The organism is Pseudomonas sp. FP1154 (genome assembly GCF_030687245.1).
Classification (GTDB): Bacteria; Pseudomonadota; Gammaproteobacteria; order Pseudomonadales; family Pseudomonadaceae; genus Aquipseudomonas; species Aquipseudomonas rhizophila.
In genome coordinates this window covers 3,862,613-3,877,363 of sequence record NZ_CP117465.1, presented here as the reverse complement: position 1 = coordinate 3,877,363, position 14,751 = coordinate 3,862,613, and the positions used below count along the sequence as shown (strand labels likewise).

Here is a 14,751-nt window from a genome sequence, read left to right as displayed (position 1 = left end):
GGTCAGGGTGTCAGGTCTGGCGGATTCAGGAGCCAGTCCAATAGCAGCCTTGTGTCATTTTGACCCTGCACCGGTTTCGTTTGTATGGCGGGCTGCCCACCGCCGACATCGCCTACCCCCAGGCACAGCACCGGTCGGTCGGGGTCACCATCGAGAAAGCTCACCAGCACTACGCTGCCGATCCTCAGGACGGGCCGTTCATTCAGCGTCAGGCGTGACACCGGCAGCGTGATGCCTTCGTTATCCGGGGTCCACAGGCTGACCGTGACACGGCCGCGTTGATCGGGGCGTGTCGGCTGATCGCCAGGGTCGAGTACGTACGCGAGGTGATAGCCGGGGATGCAGGGTCTTGGATGCTTGAGGGCAGGCCTGAATACGGTGGACCATGGGATGGCCGAAAACCGGTTACGGTAATCGCGGGTCGCCGGTATGGGCGACAGGTTGGTTTCAAGGATGGAAAATTGCCGCCCGCGATGCTGGATATCGGTGATCAGCCACTGGTCGTTGAAAGTGGACTCCGGGTGTTCACTGATCTGCACGATATGGCCGCTGCGCAGGAAGGGCTGGTGGCTCTGGCCCTGGATTTCCCGCTGTCGACAGCGCAGCCGCTCAAGTCTGCGGCGGCCGGCCTGGTAGCGATGAGCCAACGTCGGACTGCTGCGTATCGTCTCGTGATTTTCACCTTCGAAGGCGTGATTGGCCGCGCTGTCCCCGGCTTGGCTTGTGTCGCGATCACTGAAGCCGGCCGGCAGGCCATGGGTCATTGCGCAGTGTCGCTGGTACACCTGCCTGATGGCTGGTTGCTGGCCGGGATCAGGGCGCAGGTTCAGTTCGATCGGACGGGCGGGAAAACTTTTCGGGTCTTCGGCGAACACCAGGACATGGCCATGAACGGTGTGTTCGAAGTGGTAATGAATGCCTTCTTCTTCACACAACCGGTGCAGCAACTCCAGATCGCTCTCCTCGTACTGGATACAGAACGGGCGGCACGGGTACTGCCCATGGGGCAGTTCAAAGCGGTAGCTGTGGGCCGGCAGCGCATTGTCTTCCAGCAGTCGATGCAGGATCTGCACAGCGCTAAGCCGGTAGAATACCCGTCGCCGTGGGCCCTGTTCCAGGCGCTGGAGGTACGGCACCAGCGTCAAGCGATAGCCGATGCGCTGTGGGGCATGGCTCGTCACGCCGACGCTGTGCACAACGCCATGCACACCGCATTCGCCATCGAGGCGCAGGAAGGCAGGCTGGTCCAGCAACGTGTCGGGATTGATCGGCGGCGACAGCCCGATCAATTCAAGGTCGAAACGGTATGGCTGATTAAGCGCTTCGCGACCGTTAAACCTCAGGACTTGCAGGCGCAAGTCGCTTTGCGTGAGGGTCAGGCTGAAAGGACTTTCCGATTCGTTGCGCATCGCGGTTCTTACTGGCAGGGGAGATAAGTTCACGAGAGTACGAAACCGCAGGAGGAAAGGGGGCCCCAAATCGCCATTTCAGAAACTCCCTACAGCACGTCGGGGAAATGTTGATTCATCGGCGGTGATTTTTTGGTCGATCAGCCGGTTTAGGCCGTATAAACTTGCGCCACAGCGCCGGCCAGCAGATGTCTCGGCGCGACAGACAAGAGAGTGAGTAATGGGCGCACAGTGGAAGGTTAAACACAAAGAAGCGGCTGCCAACGCCAAGGGCAAGATCTTCGGCAAGCTGGTGAAGGAAATCACCATTGCCGCGCGCAACGGCGCTGACACTGCCACCAATGCGCATCTGCGACTGGTGGTCGAGCAGGCGAAAAAGGCCTCGATGCCCCGCGAGACCCTGGAGCGCGCGATCAAGAAAGGCTCCGGCCAGCTCGGCGAAACCGTGCAGTACCATCGTGTGACCTACGAAGGCTTCGCACCGCATCAGGTGCCGCTGATCGTCGAATGCGTGACCGATAACATCAACCGTACCGTCGCCGAGATTCGCGTTGCGTTTCGCAAGGGCCAACTGGGCGCCTCGGGTTCGGTCGCGTGGGACTTCAACCATGTCGGCATGATCGAAGCCGCCCCGGACAGCCCCGACGCTGATCCGGAAATGGCCGCCATCGAGGCCGGCGCCCAGGATTTCGAACCGGGCGAAGACGGCGCGACGCTGTTCCTCACTGATCCTTCCGACCTGGATGCGGTGCAGAAGGCGCTGCCGGAGCAAGGTTTCACTGTGCTGTCCGCCAAGCTCGGCTACCAGCCGAAAAACCCGGTCAGTGGCTTGACGGACGAGCAGATGGCCGAAGTCGAGGCGTTCCTTGAGGGCCTGGACAATCACGACGACGTGCAGGACATGTTTGTCGGGTTGGCCGGTTAAGCACCACAACCCCCTGTGGCGAGGGAGCCTGTTCCTTCGCCACAGTCGCGCAGTAAGCCTTCAATCTCCTCAAACCCCGGCCGCCCCAGCACCTGCGGCTGACAGCAGCGCGCCTGCAGATCCTGCAACGTTGCCAGTTCCTCAGCACTGAGCCCCGGTTCGATCCGCGCCAGCAGTTCCCCCAGCAAAATCCCGAACGCCCGCACTTCGATGCGTTGTAACGCACGGGTTTGCACCGTGTCGGCAGTGGCATGGAACGACGCCGCGCCAAAGTCGCCCAACAGACAGTCGCCCTGGTCATTGCACAAAATATTGTGCCCGTACAAATCACCGTGGGTAATGCCCTGGCGGTGCAGGTGCGCCGCCACCGAGGCGATGCCCAGGGCGATGCGCAAGGCCACGGGAGCGCTTAAACGCAGTGCGTCGGCATACACGTCGCGGGTGCAGGACTCCAGGCTCGGCAGCCCCGCCAGGTTGCGGTAGCTGGGCGCGATCAGGTCCATCACCAGTCCGGCCTGTTGCTCGGGGTGCCCGTTGATCTGGCCCAGCACGTCGATAAGGTTCGGATGACGACCTGCGGTGATGCAGGCGTGCATTTCATGCAATGGCGAGCCGTCGCTGGTCATCTGGCCTTTGTACAGTTTGAGCGCGACGTGTCGCGCGACCTGACCCGGTGGTTGCCATAGCGCCTGATGAATCACCCCCGAAGCGCCTTCGCCTAATTGTTGATGCACGTTCAGTTGCGACCAGTCGATGGGCGTCGTCCTCGCCAGGAGGTCGGCGTTGGCCTGGGTTTCCAGCGGGTTGCCGGCATAGGCCAGCCAGCTCAGGCTTGGCAACTCGAGCAACCATTGCGGCAGCTCGGTCAATTGGTTGGCGGCGATGCGCAGCAGTTCGAGACGATGGCACTGCCCCAGGCTCGTGGGCAACTGCTGTAATCGGTTGCCGGCCAGCATGAGCTTTTGCAAGTGCGGGCGTTGGCCGAGCTCTTGCGGCAACTGACTGATGCGGTTGTCCGTCAGGATCAGCCAACGCAATAGTGGCGGCAGGGCAGTGCCGGGCACGCGTTCGATGCGGTTAGCCTTGAAACCGACCATGGTCAATGCCGCGCAGCGGCCCAGGCATTCGGGCAATTCAATGAAGTGGTTGTCCGAGCAGAACAACACCCGCAGGTGGGGCAACCGATGCAGATCATCGGGCAGCGCAGTCAACTGGTTGCCGCTGAGATTGAGGACTTCGAGCGAGTCGGCCAGGTCGAAGATTTCCCGGGGGAACTGTGTCAGGCCGCAGGACAGATCCAGCCGTTTGATGCCCGACAGCTGGCCGGCGCGCAGTTGAGCGAGGGTGTGCATGAGAGGTTCGCTGCTGATCAAGGGGCGGGCATCAAGCCCGAAGCCGCACAGTTAACCAATAATCAGTTCAACACAACACCCTGTGGCGAAGGTTTTATCTGTGGGAGCAAGACTTGCCCCCACAAAGTCCCCTCGCCAGCGTCGAAGGTGTCTAGCGCTCGACGCTGCGGTTCCATCGTGCGTTCCAGGCCGGGCGTTGCTCGTTGACCTGGTCCCAATCCACCGCAATCGCCGTTTCCAGGTACTGCTTCATCGCCTCTACCTGGCCGCGGGTTTTGTCAGTGGTCGGTGTGGTGGGGTTGGACGGGATCTGGTCGCCTTCTTCCAGGGCGATGGCCTGGGCTTCGGGCGTCAGCAGGAAGGCGGCGAGCTTTTGCGCCAGTTCAGGCTGGGTGTTCTGGGCAATGGCGCACTCAGCGACATTGAGCACCACCGCGCCTTCTTTGGGTTGCGCGTACTCGACCGGCATGCCCTTGAGTTTGAGCGCGGTCACTTGGGTCGGCGTCAACGGGAACAGCGCGGCTTCGTCGGTTTGCAGCATTTCGGAGATCTTCGCTGAGCTGGGGATGTATTCCAGCACGTTGCGTCCGACGGTGTTTGGCCAGGCCTTGAAGCCCGGTTCGACGTCAGTTTCGCTGCCGCCCTGGATCCGGTTGAACATCAGAAAACCGTGCAGGCCGAAGGTCGAGGAAGCCAGGGACTGGAACACCAGTTTGTCCTTGAAGCGTGGATCGGCCATGTCCATCCAGGAGGTGGGCGCACTCCAGCCATTTTCCTTGAACAACCGTGTGTTGTAGGCAAGTCCCGTGACACCGAGGCTGACGGCCACGGCTTGATCCTTGATGCGGCCCTTGGCCGGAATCTGGGCCAGGGGTGGGCTGTCTTCGAGCTTGTCGCACAGCCCCATGGCGATGGCGCGGTACATGATGCCGTCGTCGAGGAACATCACGTGCATTTGCGGGTTGCCTTTACTGGCCTGGACTTTCGCCAGGATGTCGGCGGAGGTGCCGGGCACGATCACCACTTTGACGTTGTTGGCTTTTTCGAAGGCCGGCAAGACCTTGTCGGCGTAAAGCCGCTCCATGGTCCCACCGTTCATGCCCAGATAAAGCGTCGGCTCGGCCATCGCCTGGCTGACGGGGAGCAGGGCGCCCAGGCAGGAGAAACCCAGCGAGCAGAAACCGAACAGTGCACTGCGTTTGACGTTATTCATTGGCGCGACCTTCCTCTATCAAGCAACGGAGATGGAGTGAAACCGGGTGATTGAAAACGCATCCAGCGACGTTTTTGACGCGCCGCAGCAGATGATCTCGGTGAGCGCCTGGCCCACCGCGGGACCGATCTGAAAACCTGCGCCGGCAAAGCCGAACGCATGCAACAGGCCGGGTTGGGTGCTGCTGTGGCCGATCACCGGTTGGCGATCGGGCAGGTAACCTTCGGTGCCGCTCCAGGTGCGAATCGCCTGGGCACCTTTCAAAAAAGGGTAGAGCTCGACGGCTTGGCGCAGGATGTCGATCACTGCGTTCTGGCCGGGGCGGGCGCGGGCATTGTCCAGGGCGAAACCTTGGCCGCCCCCCAGCACGCAATTGCCACGGGCGACCTGGCGGGCGTAGATACCGCCGCCCTCCACGCCAGTGCTGGCATCCATCACCAAGGGTAATGGCTCAGTGACCAGCATCGCTGGATGCCCGGCGTGCATCGGCACCGCTTCGCCAAATTGCGCGGCAAAATGGCTCGCCCAGGCGCCCGCGCAGTTCAGCAGCCAGGGGGCCTGAAGCACCAGGCCCGTTTCGGTACGCACACTAAAGTGCTGACCGTCATGCTGCACATGGCTGACTGCGCATTGTTCAAAGACCTGTGCGCCATGCCTGCGGGCCGCCTGGGCAAATGCCGGGGACACCAGTCGCGGATTGGCGTGGCCGTCGTCCGGGCAGAGGGATGCTCCGACTGCAACTGCACCGACCCATGGGAAGCGGGCGCGCAACTGGTCACGGTCCAGCAGTTGCAGATCAAGGCCGAAGCCCTGGCTGTTGGCGGCATAGTCGTGCAGGGCTCGCAAGTCGTCGGGGCTGCGGGCCAATTTCAGGTGACCGCTGCGCTGGTACTCCCCGTCGATGCCGATCAACTGCGGCAACTGGCTCCAGATTTCATGGGCCCGTTGCGACAACGGCAGTTGTGACAACGGTCGACCCTGGCGCCGCACGCCGCCGTAGTTGACGCCGCTGGAGTGCGAACCGCAGAAGTCTCGCTCCAGCAATGCCACCCGGCGTCCGGCTTTGCTCAGGAACAACGCGGCCGAGGACCCGACGATACCGCCGCCAATGATCACGACATCCACTTTGATCATGGCTCGACCTCCAGGCCAAACGGTACGGGTTTGACCGGTGCCTGTGCCCGCATCCGGCCGATTTCGCCGACCGGACGCCCGCTCTCGCTGGCAATGATTTCCGCCGCTGCCGCACCGCACATTCTCCCTTGGCAACGCCCCATGCCGACCCGGCAATGGGCCTTGACCCGGTTGATTTCCCAATGGCCTTCACCCACTACCTGGCGGATCTCGCCTGCGCTGACTTCTTCGCAGCGGCAGATCATCAGGTCGTCAGCGGCGTGGGCGGCCCAATCCGTGGGAAAGACAAAGGCGCGCTCCAGGCCCTGTCGGAAACGGCCGATGCGTTCCAGGGATTGTTCCAGTTGGGCGCAACGCTGCGGGTCGACCAGGTAGCCGAGGTCTTCGAGCAAAGCCAGGGCCGCACGTTCGCCGGCGATTTCCGCGGCGTCGGCACCCATGATTCCGGCCCCGTCGCCTGCCAGGTAGATCCCCGGCATGCTGCTGCGACCGGCAGGATCACGCTGCGGCAGCCAGGCGCGGTTTAGGGGGCTCCAGGAAAATTCGCAGCCCAGCAGGTCAGCCAGTTGGGTTTCGCTGCGCAAGCCGTGGGCGAAGGCCACCGCGTCGCAGTCGAGCGATTGCAAGCCTTTTGCATTGCGCCACTGCAATGACTGGACGCGTCGTTCTCCGTCGATACGCGACAGGCTCGCACCCTGATGCACAGCAATGCCGTGGCTGCTCAGCCAGGCGCGATAGTAGAGCCCCTTGGCCAGTGTGGCCGGTTGAGCCAGCAGGCCGGGCAGGGCGCGGGCCTGGGCGCTCAAGGGCGAGCTGTCGAGTACCGCGACCACCTTGGCGCCGGCCTTGGCGTATTGATAAGCCACCAGATAAAGCAAAGGGCCGCTGCCGGCGAACACCACCCGTTCGCCGATGGCGCAACCCTGGAACTTCAGGGCGATCTGCGCCGCGCCCAGGCTGTACACACCTGGCAGAGTCCATCCCGGAGCGGGAAGAATTCGGTCAGTGGCGCCCGTTGCGACGATCACGCTGGCGTACTCCAGGCGCGCGGCGCGGCCTTCATGCAAGGTATCCAGCAGGCCCGACTCGGCGTTCCACACCAGTGTGTCTGGCCGGTAATCGAGCTGTTCGCGCAACGCGTCGAAGGTTTGGTGCAGGGCGCTGGCTTTGTGCGCCTCAAAGCCATACAGCTTGGCCGGCGAGCGCTTGAAGTTGGCCGGTTGTTGCCGATAGATCTGTCCGCCACCGCGTGCGGCTTCGTCCAGCAGGACGGGGTATACGCCGTGGGCGACCAGGGTCTGGGCGGCGCGGATACCCGCCGGGCCGGCCCCGATGATGACTACCGGTTTCATAGCCACCTCGCAGGCGATGCTGTGGGATTTATGCTGCTATCGCCGCCGCCGTCGCGAGCAGGCTCGCTGCCACAGGGGGACGGTGGTGATGCTTGCTGCAAGTCCCTTGGGGCAGCGAGTCTGTTCGCGATGGGGCCATTCCAGACGGCATTGTTCATGGCTGGCGCCCCGGTTCGCGGGTGATCTGCTGGCCGGCTTCAAGTAGCGTCGAGCAGGCGCGCACGCGGCGGCCGTCGCCCAGCCGGACCCAGCAATCCTGGCAGGCGCCCATCAGGCAGAAACCGGCCCGGGGCTCGGCGCTGAAGTCGCTGCCGCGCAAGTGTTCACTGCAGGTCAGCACAGCGGTAAGCAGGGTATCGCCCAGCAGACCGATGGCCGGTTTGCCGTCGAGGATAAAGTCCAATGCCGGGCGGTCGCCTTCGGCCAGTCGTTTCAACAGAGCCATGGCGCCCTCATTGTTTGCCCACCAGAACTCGATCCAGGCCATAGACCCGGTCGAGCAGAATCATGGTCAGCGCCGTGAGCGCGATGACCAGCGCCGACACCGCCGCCATCATCGGGTCGATGGATTCGGTGGCGTAGACATACATGCGCACCGGCAGGGTTTGCGTGGCCGGTGAAGTGACGAAGATCGACAAGGTTACCTCGTCGAAGCTGTTGATGAACGCCAGCAACCAGCCTCCTGCTACCCCGGGCAGGATCATCGGCAAGGTGATTTGCCGAAACAGCGTGAAGCGCCCGGCCCCTAGCGATTGCGCGGCCTGCTCGGCGCTGCGGTCCAGGCCGATGGCCGAGGCCAGCACCAGACGCAGTACATACGGTGTAATCACCAGCACATGGGCGAAGATCAGCCAGGTGAAGCTGCCGTTCACGCCCATCAGCGCAAACAGCCGCAGCAACGCCACACCCAGTACCAGGTGTGGAATGATGATCGGCGACAGGAACAGGCCATTGAAAAAATCCCGGCCAGGGAATTCGAGCCGTGTGATCGCCAGCGCCGCCGGCACCGCGATCAACGTCGCCAACGACGCCGCACTGAATGCCAGGATCAGGCTGTTGTAGAACGCATCGATAAAGTCGGCGCGTTCGAACACCGCACGGAACCAGCGCAGGGAAAACGCCGTGGTCGGCAGGCTCAGGGTATTTTCCGGGGTGAAGGCAACAAGACAGACCACCACCAGCGGCGCCATCATGAACACCACCACCAGGGCATGAAACAACAGGGCGAAAGGACCGTTCCTGGACATGATGAGTTACCCCAATGACTTCTTGTAGCGGCCTTCGATCATGCGGTTCCACGACAGCATGATCAGCAGGTTGAGCAGCAGCAGCGCGACGGCAATGGCCGCGCCCATCGGCCAGTTCAGCTCCGACAGGTACTGGTCGTAGATCAGCGTGGCGACCATTTTCAGGCGGCGCCCACCGAGCAGGCCGGGAATGGCGAAGGAGCTGGCGGCGAGGCCGAAGACGATGAGGGTGCCGGACAAGACGCCGGGCATGATCTGCGGCAGCACGACCTTGCGCATCACCGTCAACTGGCTCGCGCCCAAGGACAGCGCGGCCTGTTCGGCGGCCGGATCGAGCTTTTGCAGCGAGGTCCAGACCGGGATGATCATGAATGGCAGCATCACATGCACCAGGGCGATGACCACGGCAAACGGCGTATAGAGCAGCTTCATCGGTGAGCCGCCGAAGGCTTGCAGCGTCTGGTTGACCAGCCCGTCGGCACCCAGCAGCAGGCTCCAGCCGAAGGCCCGCACCACCACCGAAATCAGCAGCGGCGTGAGAATCAGAATGAGGAAGATCGAGCGCCACGGCGCGCCCATGCGGCTGAGGATATAAGCCTCGGGCACGCCGATCAGCACGCACAAAATAGTGGTGAGTGCGCTGATCCAGAATGTGCGCAAGAAAATCTCGTAATAGTACGGGTCGCTCAGCAGGCTGGCGTAGTGGTCGAGGGTGTAGGCGTCCCCGTCGATGCCCGTGCCGTAGTCGAAGACATTGAACGACAGCACCAACGTCAGCCCCAAGGGAATGACCAGCAGACCCAGGTACCAGGCCAGGGCGGGCGCGGACATCAGATAGCCTTGCCTTCCCCGGCGCATTGCGTCGATCAGCTTCATGCCGGCACCTCGTCCACGCTCAGCACCCGCAGCAGCGCCGGATCCCAGTCAAGACCTACCGCTGTGCCTTCGGTCATCGGCGCGCAGCCGTCGTTGCGGCGCACCACGCTGAGCTCGCCCAGGTTGGTCGAGACGCCGTACAGCCATTGGCTGCCGAGAAAGAAGCGGCTGACGATGACGCCTTGCAACCGACCCGAGCCGGCTTGGCACAGATCGATTTTCTCTGGACGCAGGCTCAAGACCAGTGGGCCGTGGCCCTGGCTGCAAGCTTGAACATTGCCCTGGCCGTCGCGCTCGCCGGGCAGCAGGTTGGCTTTACCGACGAAGCCGGAAATGAATTCGGTGCGCGGGTGTTCGTAGAGGGTGTACGGCGCGTCGATCTGAGTGATTCGCCCGGCCTGCATCACCACGACTCGGTCACTGATGGACAGTGCTTCGGATTGGTCGTGGGTCACCATCAATGTGGTGATGCCGACTTCCCGCTGAATGCGGCGGATTTCGTACTGCATCTCCTCGCGCAGGTTGGCGTCGAGATTGGACAGCGGTTCGTCGAGCAGCAGCACTGGTGGTTCGATCACCAGCGCCCGGGCCAGTGCCACGCGCTGGCGCTGGCCGCCCGAGAGTTCCCGCGGGTAGCGCTCGGCGTGCTGGTCCAGACGCACCAGCTTCAGCACCCGATCCACCCGTTGTTGCAGCTCGGCGCCGGGCACTTTGCGCATGCGCAGGCCGAAAGCGACGTTGTCCTTGACGGTCATGTGGGGGAACAGCGCATAGCTTTGGAACACGACGCCCAGGCCCCGACTGGCGGGCTTGGCATGGGTGATATCGCGACCGTCCAGCAGGATGCGCCCACTGCTGACTTCGACGAAGCCGGCGATCATTTGCAAAGTGGTGGTTTTGCCGCAGCCGGAGGGGCCCAGCAGCGAGACGAATTCGCCTTTTTCCACCGAGAGATGGGTGTCCACCACGGCATCGATGGCGCCGTAACGTTTGCCAAGTCCTTCAAGTTGCACAAAAGCCATGATTGCGCTCCACCTGAGATTGTTATGCGTCGCCACAAGGCGCGCTTTTTTGTATGGGCAGATACGAAGGGATGCTGCGGGGTGCGTTGGCGCTCGACGTCAAGTCGGCTGCCGCTGTTGTTCGAATCGCCCCTGTATGGACGCAGAGTAGGACGAAGAATAGGATGGGCTCAATGGACTATTTCACTGAGACGATGACTATTTTCATTTTCCTTCAGTGAGTAAATTTAACCAGCGAGAAACTTCATGTCTGATTCCACTGATCGGAATATCGAAAAAAACGAAGTCGGGGTCGGCGCGGTCTCTCGACTGTTTGCCGTGTTGCGCAGCCTGGGTGACACCGTCGAGGGCGGGGAGCGGGTCACGCAACTGGCTCAGCGCATCGGTCTGTCTCAACCCACCACACATCGCATGCTGCGCAGCCTGATGGACGAGGGCATGGTCGAGCAGGATGCGCGCAGCAAACGCTATCGCCTGAGCCTGGACTTTTTTGCCTTGGCCGCGCGTGCCGGGAACACCGGCAACCTGCGTGAGTTGACGCGCCCTGCCATGCTGCGGCTGTCGGCGTCCCTGGGGGATTCGTTGTTTCTGCTGGCGCGCAGTGGTTTCGATGCGATCTGTCTGGACCGCAGTGAAGGTCCTTTCCCGATCCGCACATTCACCGGCGACATAGGCGGTCGCGTGGCGTTGGGCGTGGGGCAGGGCAGCCTGGCGATCCTGGCATTCCTGCCGGAAGAAGAGCGCGACACGGTGATCCAGTACAACCTGCCACGGCTCAAGGATTTTCATTTGTACGATGAAGTCTTCCTGCGCACGGAAGTGGAGAGCGTGCGTGCGCTGGGTTACGCCGGACGCAACACCGGGGTGTTGCAAGGCATGGCCGGGGTGGCTGTGCCAATCCTGGACCGGGAGGGCCGCGCCGTGGCGGCGTTGAGCGTGGCGACCGTGAGTGATCGACTGGGGCCCGACCGGCTGCCGACGGTGGTGGAAATGCTCAAGCGCGAGGCCGCCCTGATCGGACCGCGAGTCAACCCGTTCGACCCGCTGCTGCGCAGACCTTCGCAGGTGTTTGGGCAGGGTTGAATTTCACGGGCATCCCCGACCTCTGTGGGAGCGGGCTGCAGCGCTCAGAAATTCAGGGTTTGCTTGAGCTTTTGCGCCGCTGGCGTATCACTGGGTATGACCATCGCATAGTTGTATCCCGGTCCGGACCAATACTCGGCTTGCAACTCGCCGTCACGACGGCTGCCGCGCGGTAGCAGGAAATTTTTCGGGCCTGGTGGACGCACGTAGAAGCTGATCTTCTGGCCGCTCGGGTCCTGATAAACCACCATCGCCGCCGCGCCTTGCTCGGTGCTCAGCAATCGCCCGCTGACCGGCTTGAATCCTGCCGCCGACAGATCTGGCAGGCGGTCGGCCCGCGTGAAGTAACGGTCGAGCCAGCCTTGCATGGTGCTCTCATCGCCGCCTTGGTAATCGGCCGGCAGGATGCCTTGCTGGGCAAACAATCGATACGCCTGCAAGGCGTCGCTCATGGGCAGCATAGCGCTGACGAGCGTCATCTCCCGGGCCTTCCAGCCGCTCAAACCGCCGACACTGACGGCCAACACCAACACTGCCGCGCTGGCCAGATGGCGATGGAACCGATGTTTCAGGCGTTGGCGGATCGCTGTCGGGTCGAGGTCCGGATTAGGCGCGTGTTGCAGGCCTGCGTTCAGAGCCGCGCGCAAGTGTTGTGCGTCCTGTTGCCAGGCCTGGACCCGGGCGGCGACTTCCGGGTGATTGGCCAAGTAGTTTTCCATCAGACGCTGGTCGGCTTCGCTCAGTTGACGATCGACGAAGGCGTGCAAGTCGTTGTCGCTGGGGGGCATGCTGATCATTTGAGTATCCGCAGGGCAGGGCGGGTGATTTCGCCGTCGCTGAGTTGGCGCAGGGCCTGGCGGGCGCGGGATAGGCGCGACATCACGGTGCCGGTCGGCACGTCGAGGATGTCGGCCACTTGTTGGTAGCTCAAGCCTTCCACCGACACCCACAGCAACAGCGCACGTTGTTCGGTCGTCAGTCGATCGAAAGCCTCGAGGGACGATTGGGCGATCACGCTGCGCTCGGCTGAAGGGTGAGCATCATCGCGACCGGTGAAAAATTCCAGCATGCGTGCATAGCGTCGGGAACGACGATGGCTATCGAGAAACTGTCGATAAAGAATCGAAAACAGCCAGGCCCGAAGGTCACCATCGGCCCGTTTGTCATTCCATTTTGACAATGCCCGCTCCAGGCACGCTTGCACCAGGTCGTCAGCATTGCTGGGGTTGCGCGTCAACGACACGGCAAAACGCCGTAGTCGGGGGATGAGCGTGCGCAACTGTTCGTCGAGTTCGTTCATGGCTGTGCTTCTTTGGCAGTCACTGCGCCGGGAGTGGAAAGACGACTCGCGAACGAGATTATTCCAGCCTGGGAAAAATAAATACGAAGTGTGGGAATAAAACCCTCTGGCTTTCGTCTGACGGGTCCTTTAGTACAAACGGCCTTGGGCCTTGGAGCTTCGTCATGGTTGACCCTTCCTTTGAACCGAGCCGGCCGCCGTTGAGTGCCGCCAGCCTGGCGCTGCGCCTGACCGGCATTGCTGTGATTGTTGCCGCGTTGGCCGGGACATTTGCCTACGTCAACGGAACCCTTGACCCACAACGCCTGACACCGAATGCGCTGGTCAACGTGCTGGAAAAGAACAACGGTGTGCACCCGGGCTTTCGTCGCAATCACTCCAAAGGGGTTTGCGTTGCGGGCTATTTCCAAAGCAGCGGTGAGGCTCGCCCCTATTCCAGTGCCCAAGTCTTCCTGGAGGCGCGCACGCCGGTCGTCGGGCGGTTTGCCTTGCCCAGCGGCAACCCCTACGCGCCGGACAACAGCGTGCCGATCCGCAGCCTGGCGCTGCGCTTCACCCAAGCCAACGGGCAGCAGTGGCGTACCGGCATGAACAGCATGCCGGTGTTTCCGGTGGGCACGCCCGAAGCGTTCTATCAGTTGCAACAGGCACAATCGCCGGATCCGGCCACGGGCAAACCCAACCCTGCGGCCGTACCCGCCTTCTTTGCCGCGCACCCGGAAGCCAAACCGTTCCTGCAATGGATCAAGACGGCCAGGCCATCGGCCAGCTATGCCACCGAAACCTACAACGGCATCAATGCGTTCTATCTGGTCAATCCTGCGGGACAACGCCAGGCGGTGCGGTGGGGCGTGGTGCCAGTGGCTTCGGATGGCACGGACGTGACGCCACCCCAGGGCGCTGACTTTCTGGAACAGGATCTGGTCAAGCGCCTGGCTGCGGGGCCGTTGCGCTGGCAGCTGAATATCACGTTGGCCAATCCGGGCGATCCGGTGAACGATGCCAGCAAAGCCTGGCCCGAAGATCGAACGGTGCTCAACGCCGGTACGCTGGTGCTGGAGCGCACCCAGTCACAGGACGACGGCGAATGCCGCGACATCAACTATGACCCGCTGATTCTGCCGAGCGGCATCGAAGGTTCAGATGACCCGCTTTTGGCGGCGCGCTCTGCCGCGTATGCCAGTTCGTACTTGCGGCGCACCAGCGAAGTCAGTCAATTGCCCGCCAACCAGGAGTCCCGCCCATGAGCGCCCCTCGACACTTCGCACCGCTGGCTCGACTGCTGCACTGGTTGATGGCATTGATGGTCATTGCCATGCTCTTTATCGGCGCGGGCATGGTGGCCTCGGTGTCCGAGCGCCATGAATGGCTGCTTCAGTTGCACAAACCCTTGGGCATCGCGATTTTGCTGCTGGTGATCGTACGCCTGGTGGTGCGTTTTACGACACGCCAACCACCATTGCCGGCCGATCTGCCAGGCTGGCAGGCGTTGGCGGCCAAGGCGTCCCATGCTCTGTTGTATGCCTTGATGTTGATTCTGCCCCTGTTGGGCTGGGGCATGATTTCAGCGGCGGGAGACCCGGTGATGCTCAGCAGCTCCCTGCAATTGCCTTCCATCGTACCGGCGGATGCCCAGACTTTCGCACTGTTGCGCAAGGCCCACGGCTACCTGGCTTATCTATTGTTCCTGACCGTGCTGGTGCATCTGGCGGCGGCACTGTTTCATGGTTGGGTGCGTCGGGATGAGGTGTTGGACAGTATGTTGCGAGGACGGGATTGAAGTCCCCGCTACCTGTCGACAAACGATAACTTGTGGCGAGGGAATGAATCCCTCGCCA

General features: G+C 62.3%; 15 protein-coding genes. 4 read left to right on the top strand and 11 right to left on the bottom strand.

From position 1 onward, the window contains the following. Positions 1-2: 2 nt before the first annotated feature. A complete protein-coding gene (locus PSH91_RS17325; protein WP_305466293.1) occupies positions 3-1,409 on the bottom strand; it encodes a type VI secretion system Vgr family protein in 1,407 nt (468 codons plus the stop codon). 220 nt (positions 1,410-1,629) lie between these two features. Between PSH91_RS17325 and PSH91_RS17320 the strand changes: the two genes are divergently transcribed. Continuing rightward, positions 1,630-2,334, top strand: a complete 705-nt coding sequence (locus tag PSH91_RS17320) for a YebC/PmpR family DNA-binding transcriptional regulator (RefSeq protein ID WP_047228487.1) — start codon at positions 1,630-1,632, stop codon at positions 2,332-2,334. Here the strand turns inward: PSH91_RS17320 and PSH91_RS17315 are convergent. The 8 genes from PSH91_RS17315 to PSH91_RS17280 form a co-directional block, all read right to left on the bottom strand. After that, on the bottom strand, positions 2,331-3,686 hold the full coding sequence (locus tag PSH91_RS17315; protein WP_288912764.1) for a leucine-rich repeat-containing protein kinase family protein: 1,356 nt from the start codon (positions 3,684-3,686) through the stop codon (positions 2,331-2,333). The genes PSH91_RS17320 and PSH91_RS17315 overlap by 4 nt on opposite strands. A 151-nt stretch (positions 3,687-3,837) precedes the next feature. Beyond that, on the bottom strand, positions 3,838-4,899 hold the full coding sequence (locus tag PSH91_RS17310) for an ABC transporter substrate-binding protein (RefSeq protein ID WP_076383975.1): 1,062 nt from the start codon (positions 4,897-4,899) through the stop codon (positions 3,838-3,840). 18 nt (positions 4,900-4,917) lie between these two features. Then, positions 4,918-6,033 carry an FAD-binding oxidoreductase gene (locus PSH91_RS17305; protein WP_305466291.1) on the bottom strand — a complete coding sequence of 372 codons (1,116 nt, stop codon included), beginning with the start codon at positions 6,031-6,033 and terminating at the stop codon, positions 4,918-4,920. Continuing rightward, positions 6,030-7,385 (bottom strand): NAD(P)/FAD-dependent oxidoreductase, encoded by a 1,356-nt coding sequence (locus tag PSH91_RS17300; protein WP_281460008.1) that lies wholly within the window; start codon positions 7,383-7,385, stop codon positions 6,030-6,032. Before PSH91_RS17300 ends, PSH91_RS17305 begins: the two co-directional genes overlap by 4 nt. Positions 7,386-7,539: 154 nt before the next feature. Then, on the bottom strand, positions 7,540-7,830 hold the full coding sequence (locus PSH91_RS17295) for a (2Fe-2S)-binding protein (protein ID WP_047228483.1): 291 nt from the start codon (positions 7,828-7,830) through the stop codon (positions 7,540-7,542). 7 nt (positions 7,831-7,837) lie between these two features. Continuing rightward, positions 7,838-8,632, bottom strand: coding sequence for an ABC transporter permease (locus tag PSH91_RS17290; protein ID WP_047228482.1), 795 nt, complete (start codon positions 8,630-8,632; stop codon positions 7,838-7,840). Between the two features lie 6 nt (positions 8,633-8,638). Continuing rightward, a complete protein-coding gene (locus tag PSH91_RS17285) occupies positions 8,639-9,508 on the bottom strand; it encodes an ABC transporter permease (protein WP_047228481.1) in 870 nt (289 codons plus the stop codon). Beyond that, entirely contained in the window at positions 9,505-10,530 is a 1,026-nt protein-coding gene (locus PSH91_RS17280) for an ABC transporter ATP-binding protein (RefSeq protein ID WP_107322282.1), read from the bottom strand. Before PSH91_RS17280 ends, PSH91_RS17285 begins: the two co-directional genes overlap by 4 nt. Before the next feature lie 246 nt (positions 10,531-10,776). On the opposite strand from PSH91_RS17280, the gene PSH91_RS17275 reads away from it, so the two are divergent. After that, the gene (locus PSH91_RS17275) at positions 10,777-11,613 is read left to right on the top strand and encodes an IclR family transcriptional regulator (protein WP_107322284.1); all 837 of its coding nucleotides are present in this window, start codon (positions 10,777-10,779) and stop codon (positions 11,611-11,613) included. A 44-nt stretch (positions 11,614-11,657) separates the two neighbouring features. On the opposite strand, the gene PSH91_RS17270 is transcribed toward PSH91_RS17275, so the two are convergent. Beyond that, positions 11,658-12,410 carry an anti-sigma factor gene (locus tag PSH91_RS17270; RefSeq protein WP_047228478.1) on the bottom strand — a complete coding sequence of 251 codons (753 nt, stop codon included), beginning with the start codon at positions 12,408-12,410 and terminating at the stop codon, positions 11,658-11,660. Beyond that, entirely contained in the window at positions 12,407-12,913 is a 507-nt protein-coding gene (locus tag PSH91_RS17265) for a sigma-70 family RNA polymerase sigma factor (RefSeq protein ID WP_047228477.1), read from the bottom strand. The genes PSH91_RS17270 and PSH91_RS17265 overlap by 4 nt, the downstream gene beginning before the upstream one ends. 164 nt (positions 12,914-13,077) lie before the next feature. Between PSH91_RS17265 and PSH91_RS17260 the strand changes: the two genes are divergently transcribed. Further along, positions 13,078-14,160, top strand: coding sequence for a catalase family peroxidase (locus PSH91_RS17260; RefSeq protein WP_047228476.1), 1,083 nt, complete (start codon positions 13,078-13,080; stop codon positions 14,158-14,160). Continuing rightward, positions 14,157-14,693 carry a cytochrome b gene (locus PSH91_RS17255; protein WP_047228475.1) on the top strand — a complete coding sequence of 179 codons (537 nt, stop codon included), beginning with the start codon at positions 14,157-14,159 and terminating at the stop codon, positions 14,691-14,693. The genes PSH91_RS17260 and PSH91_RS17255 overlap by 4 nt, the downstream gene beginning before the upstream one ends. Positions 14,694-14,751: the final 58 nt, after the last annotated feature.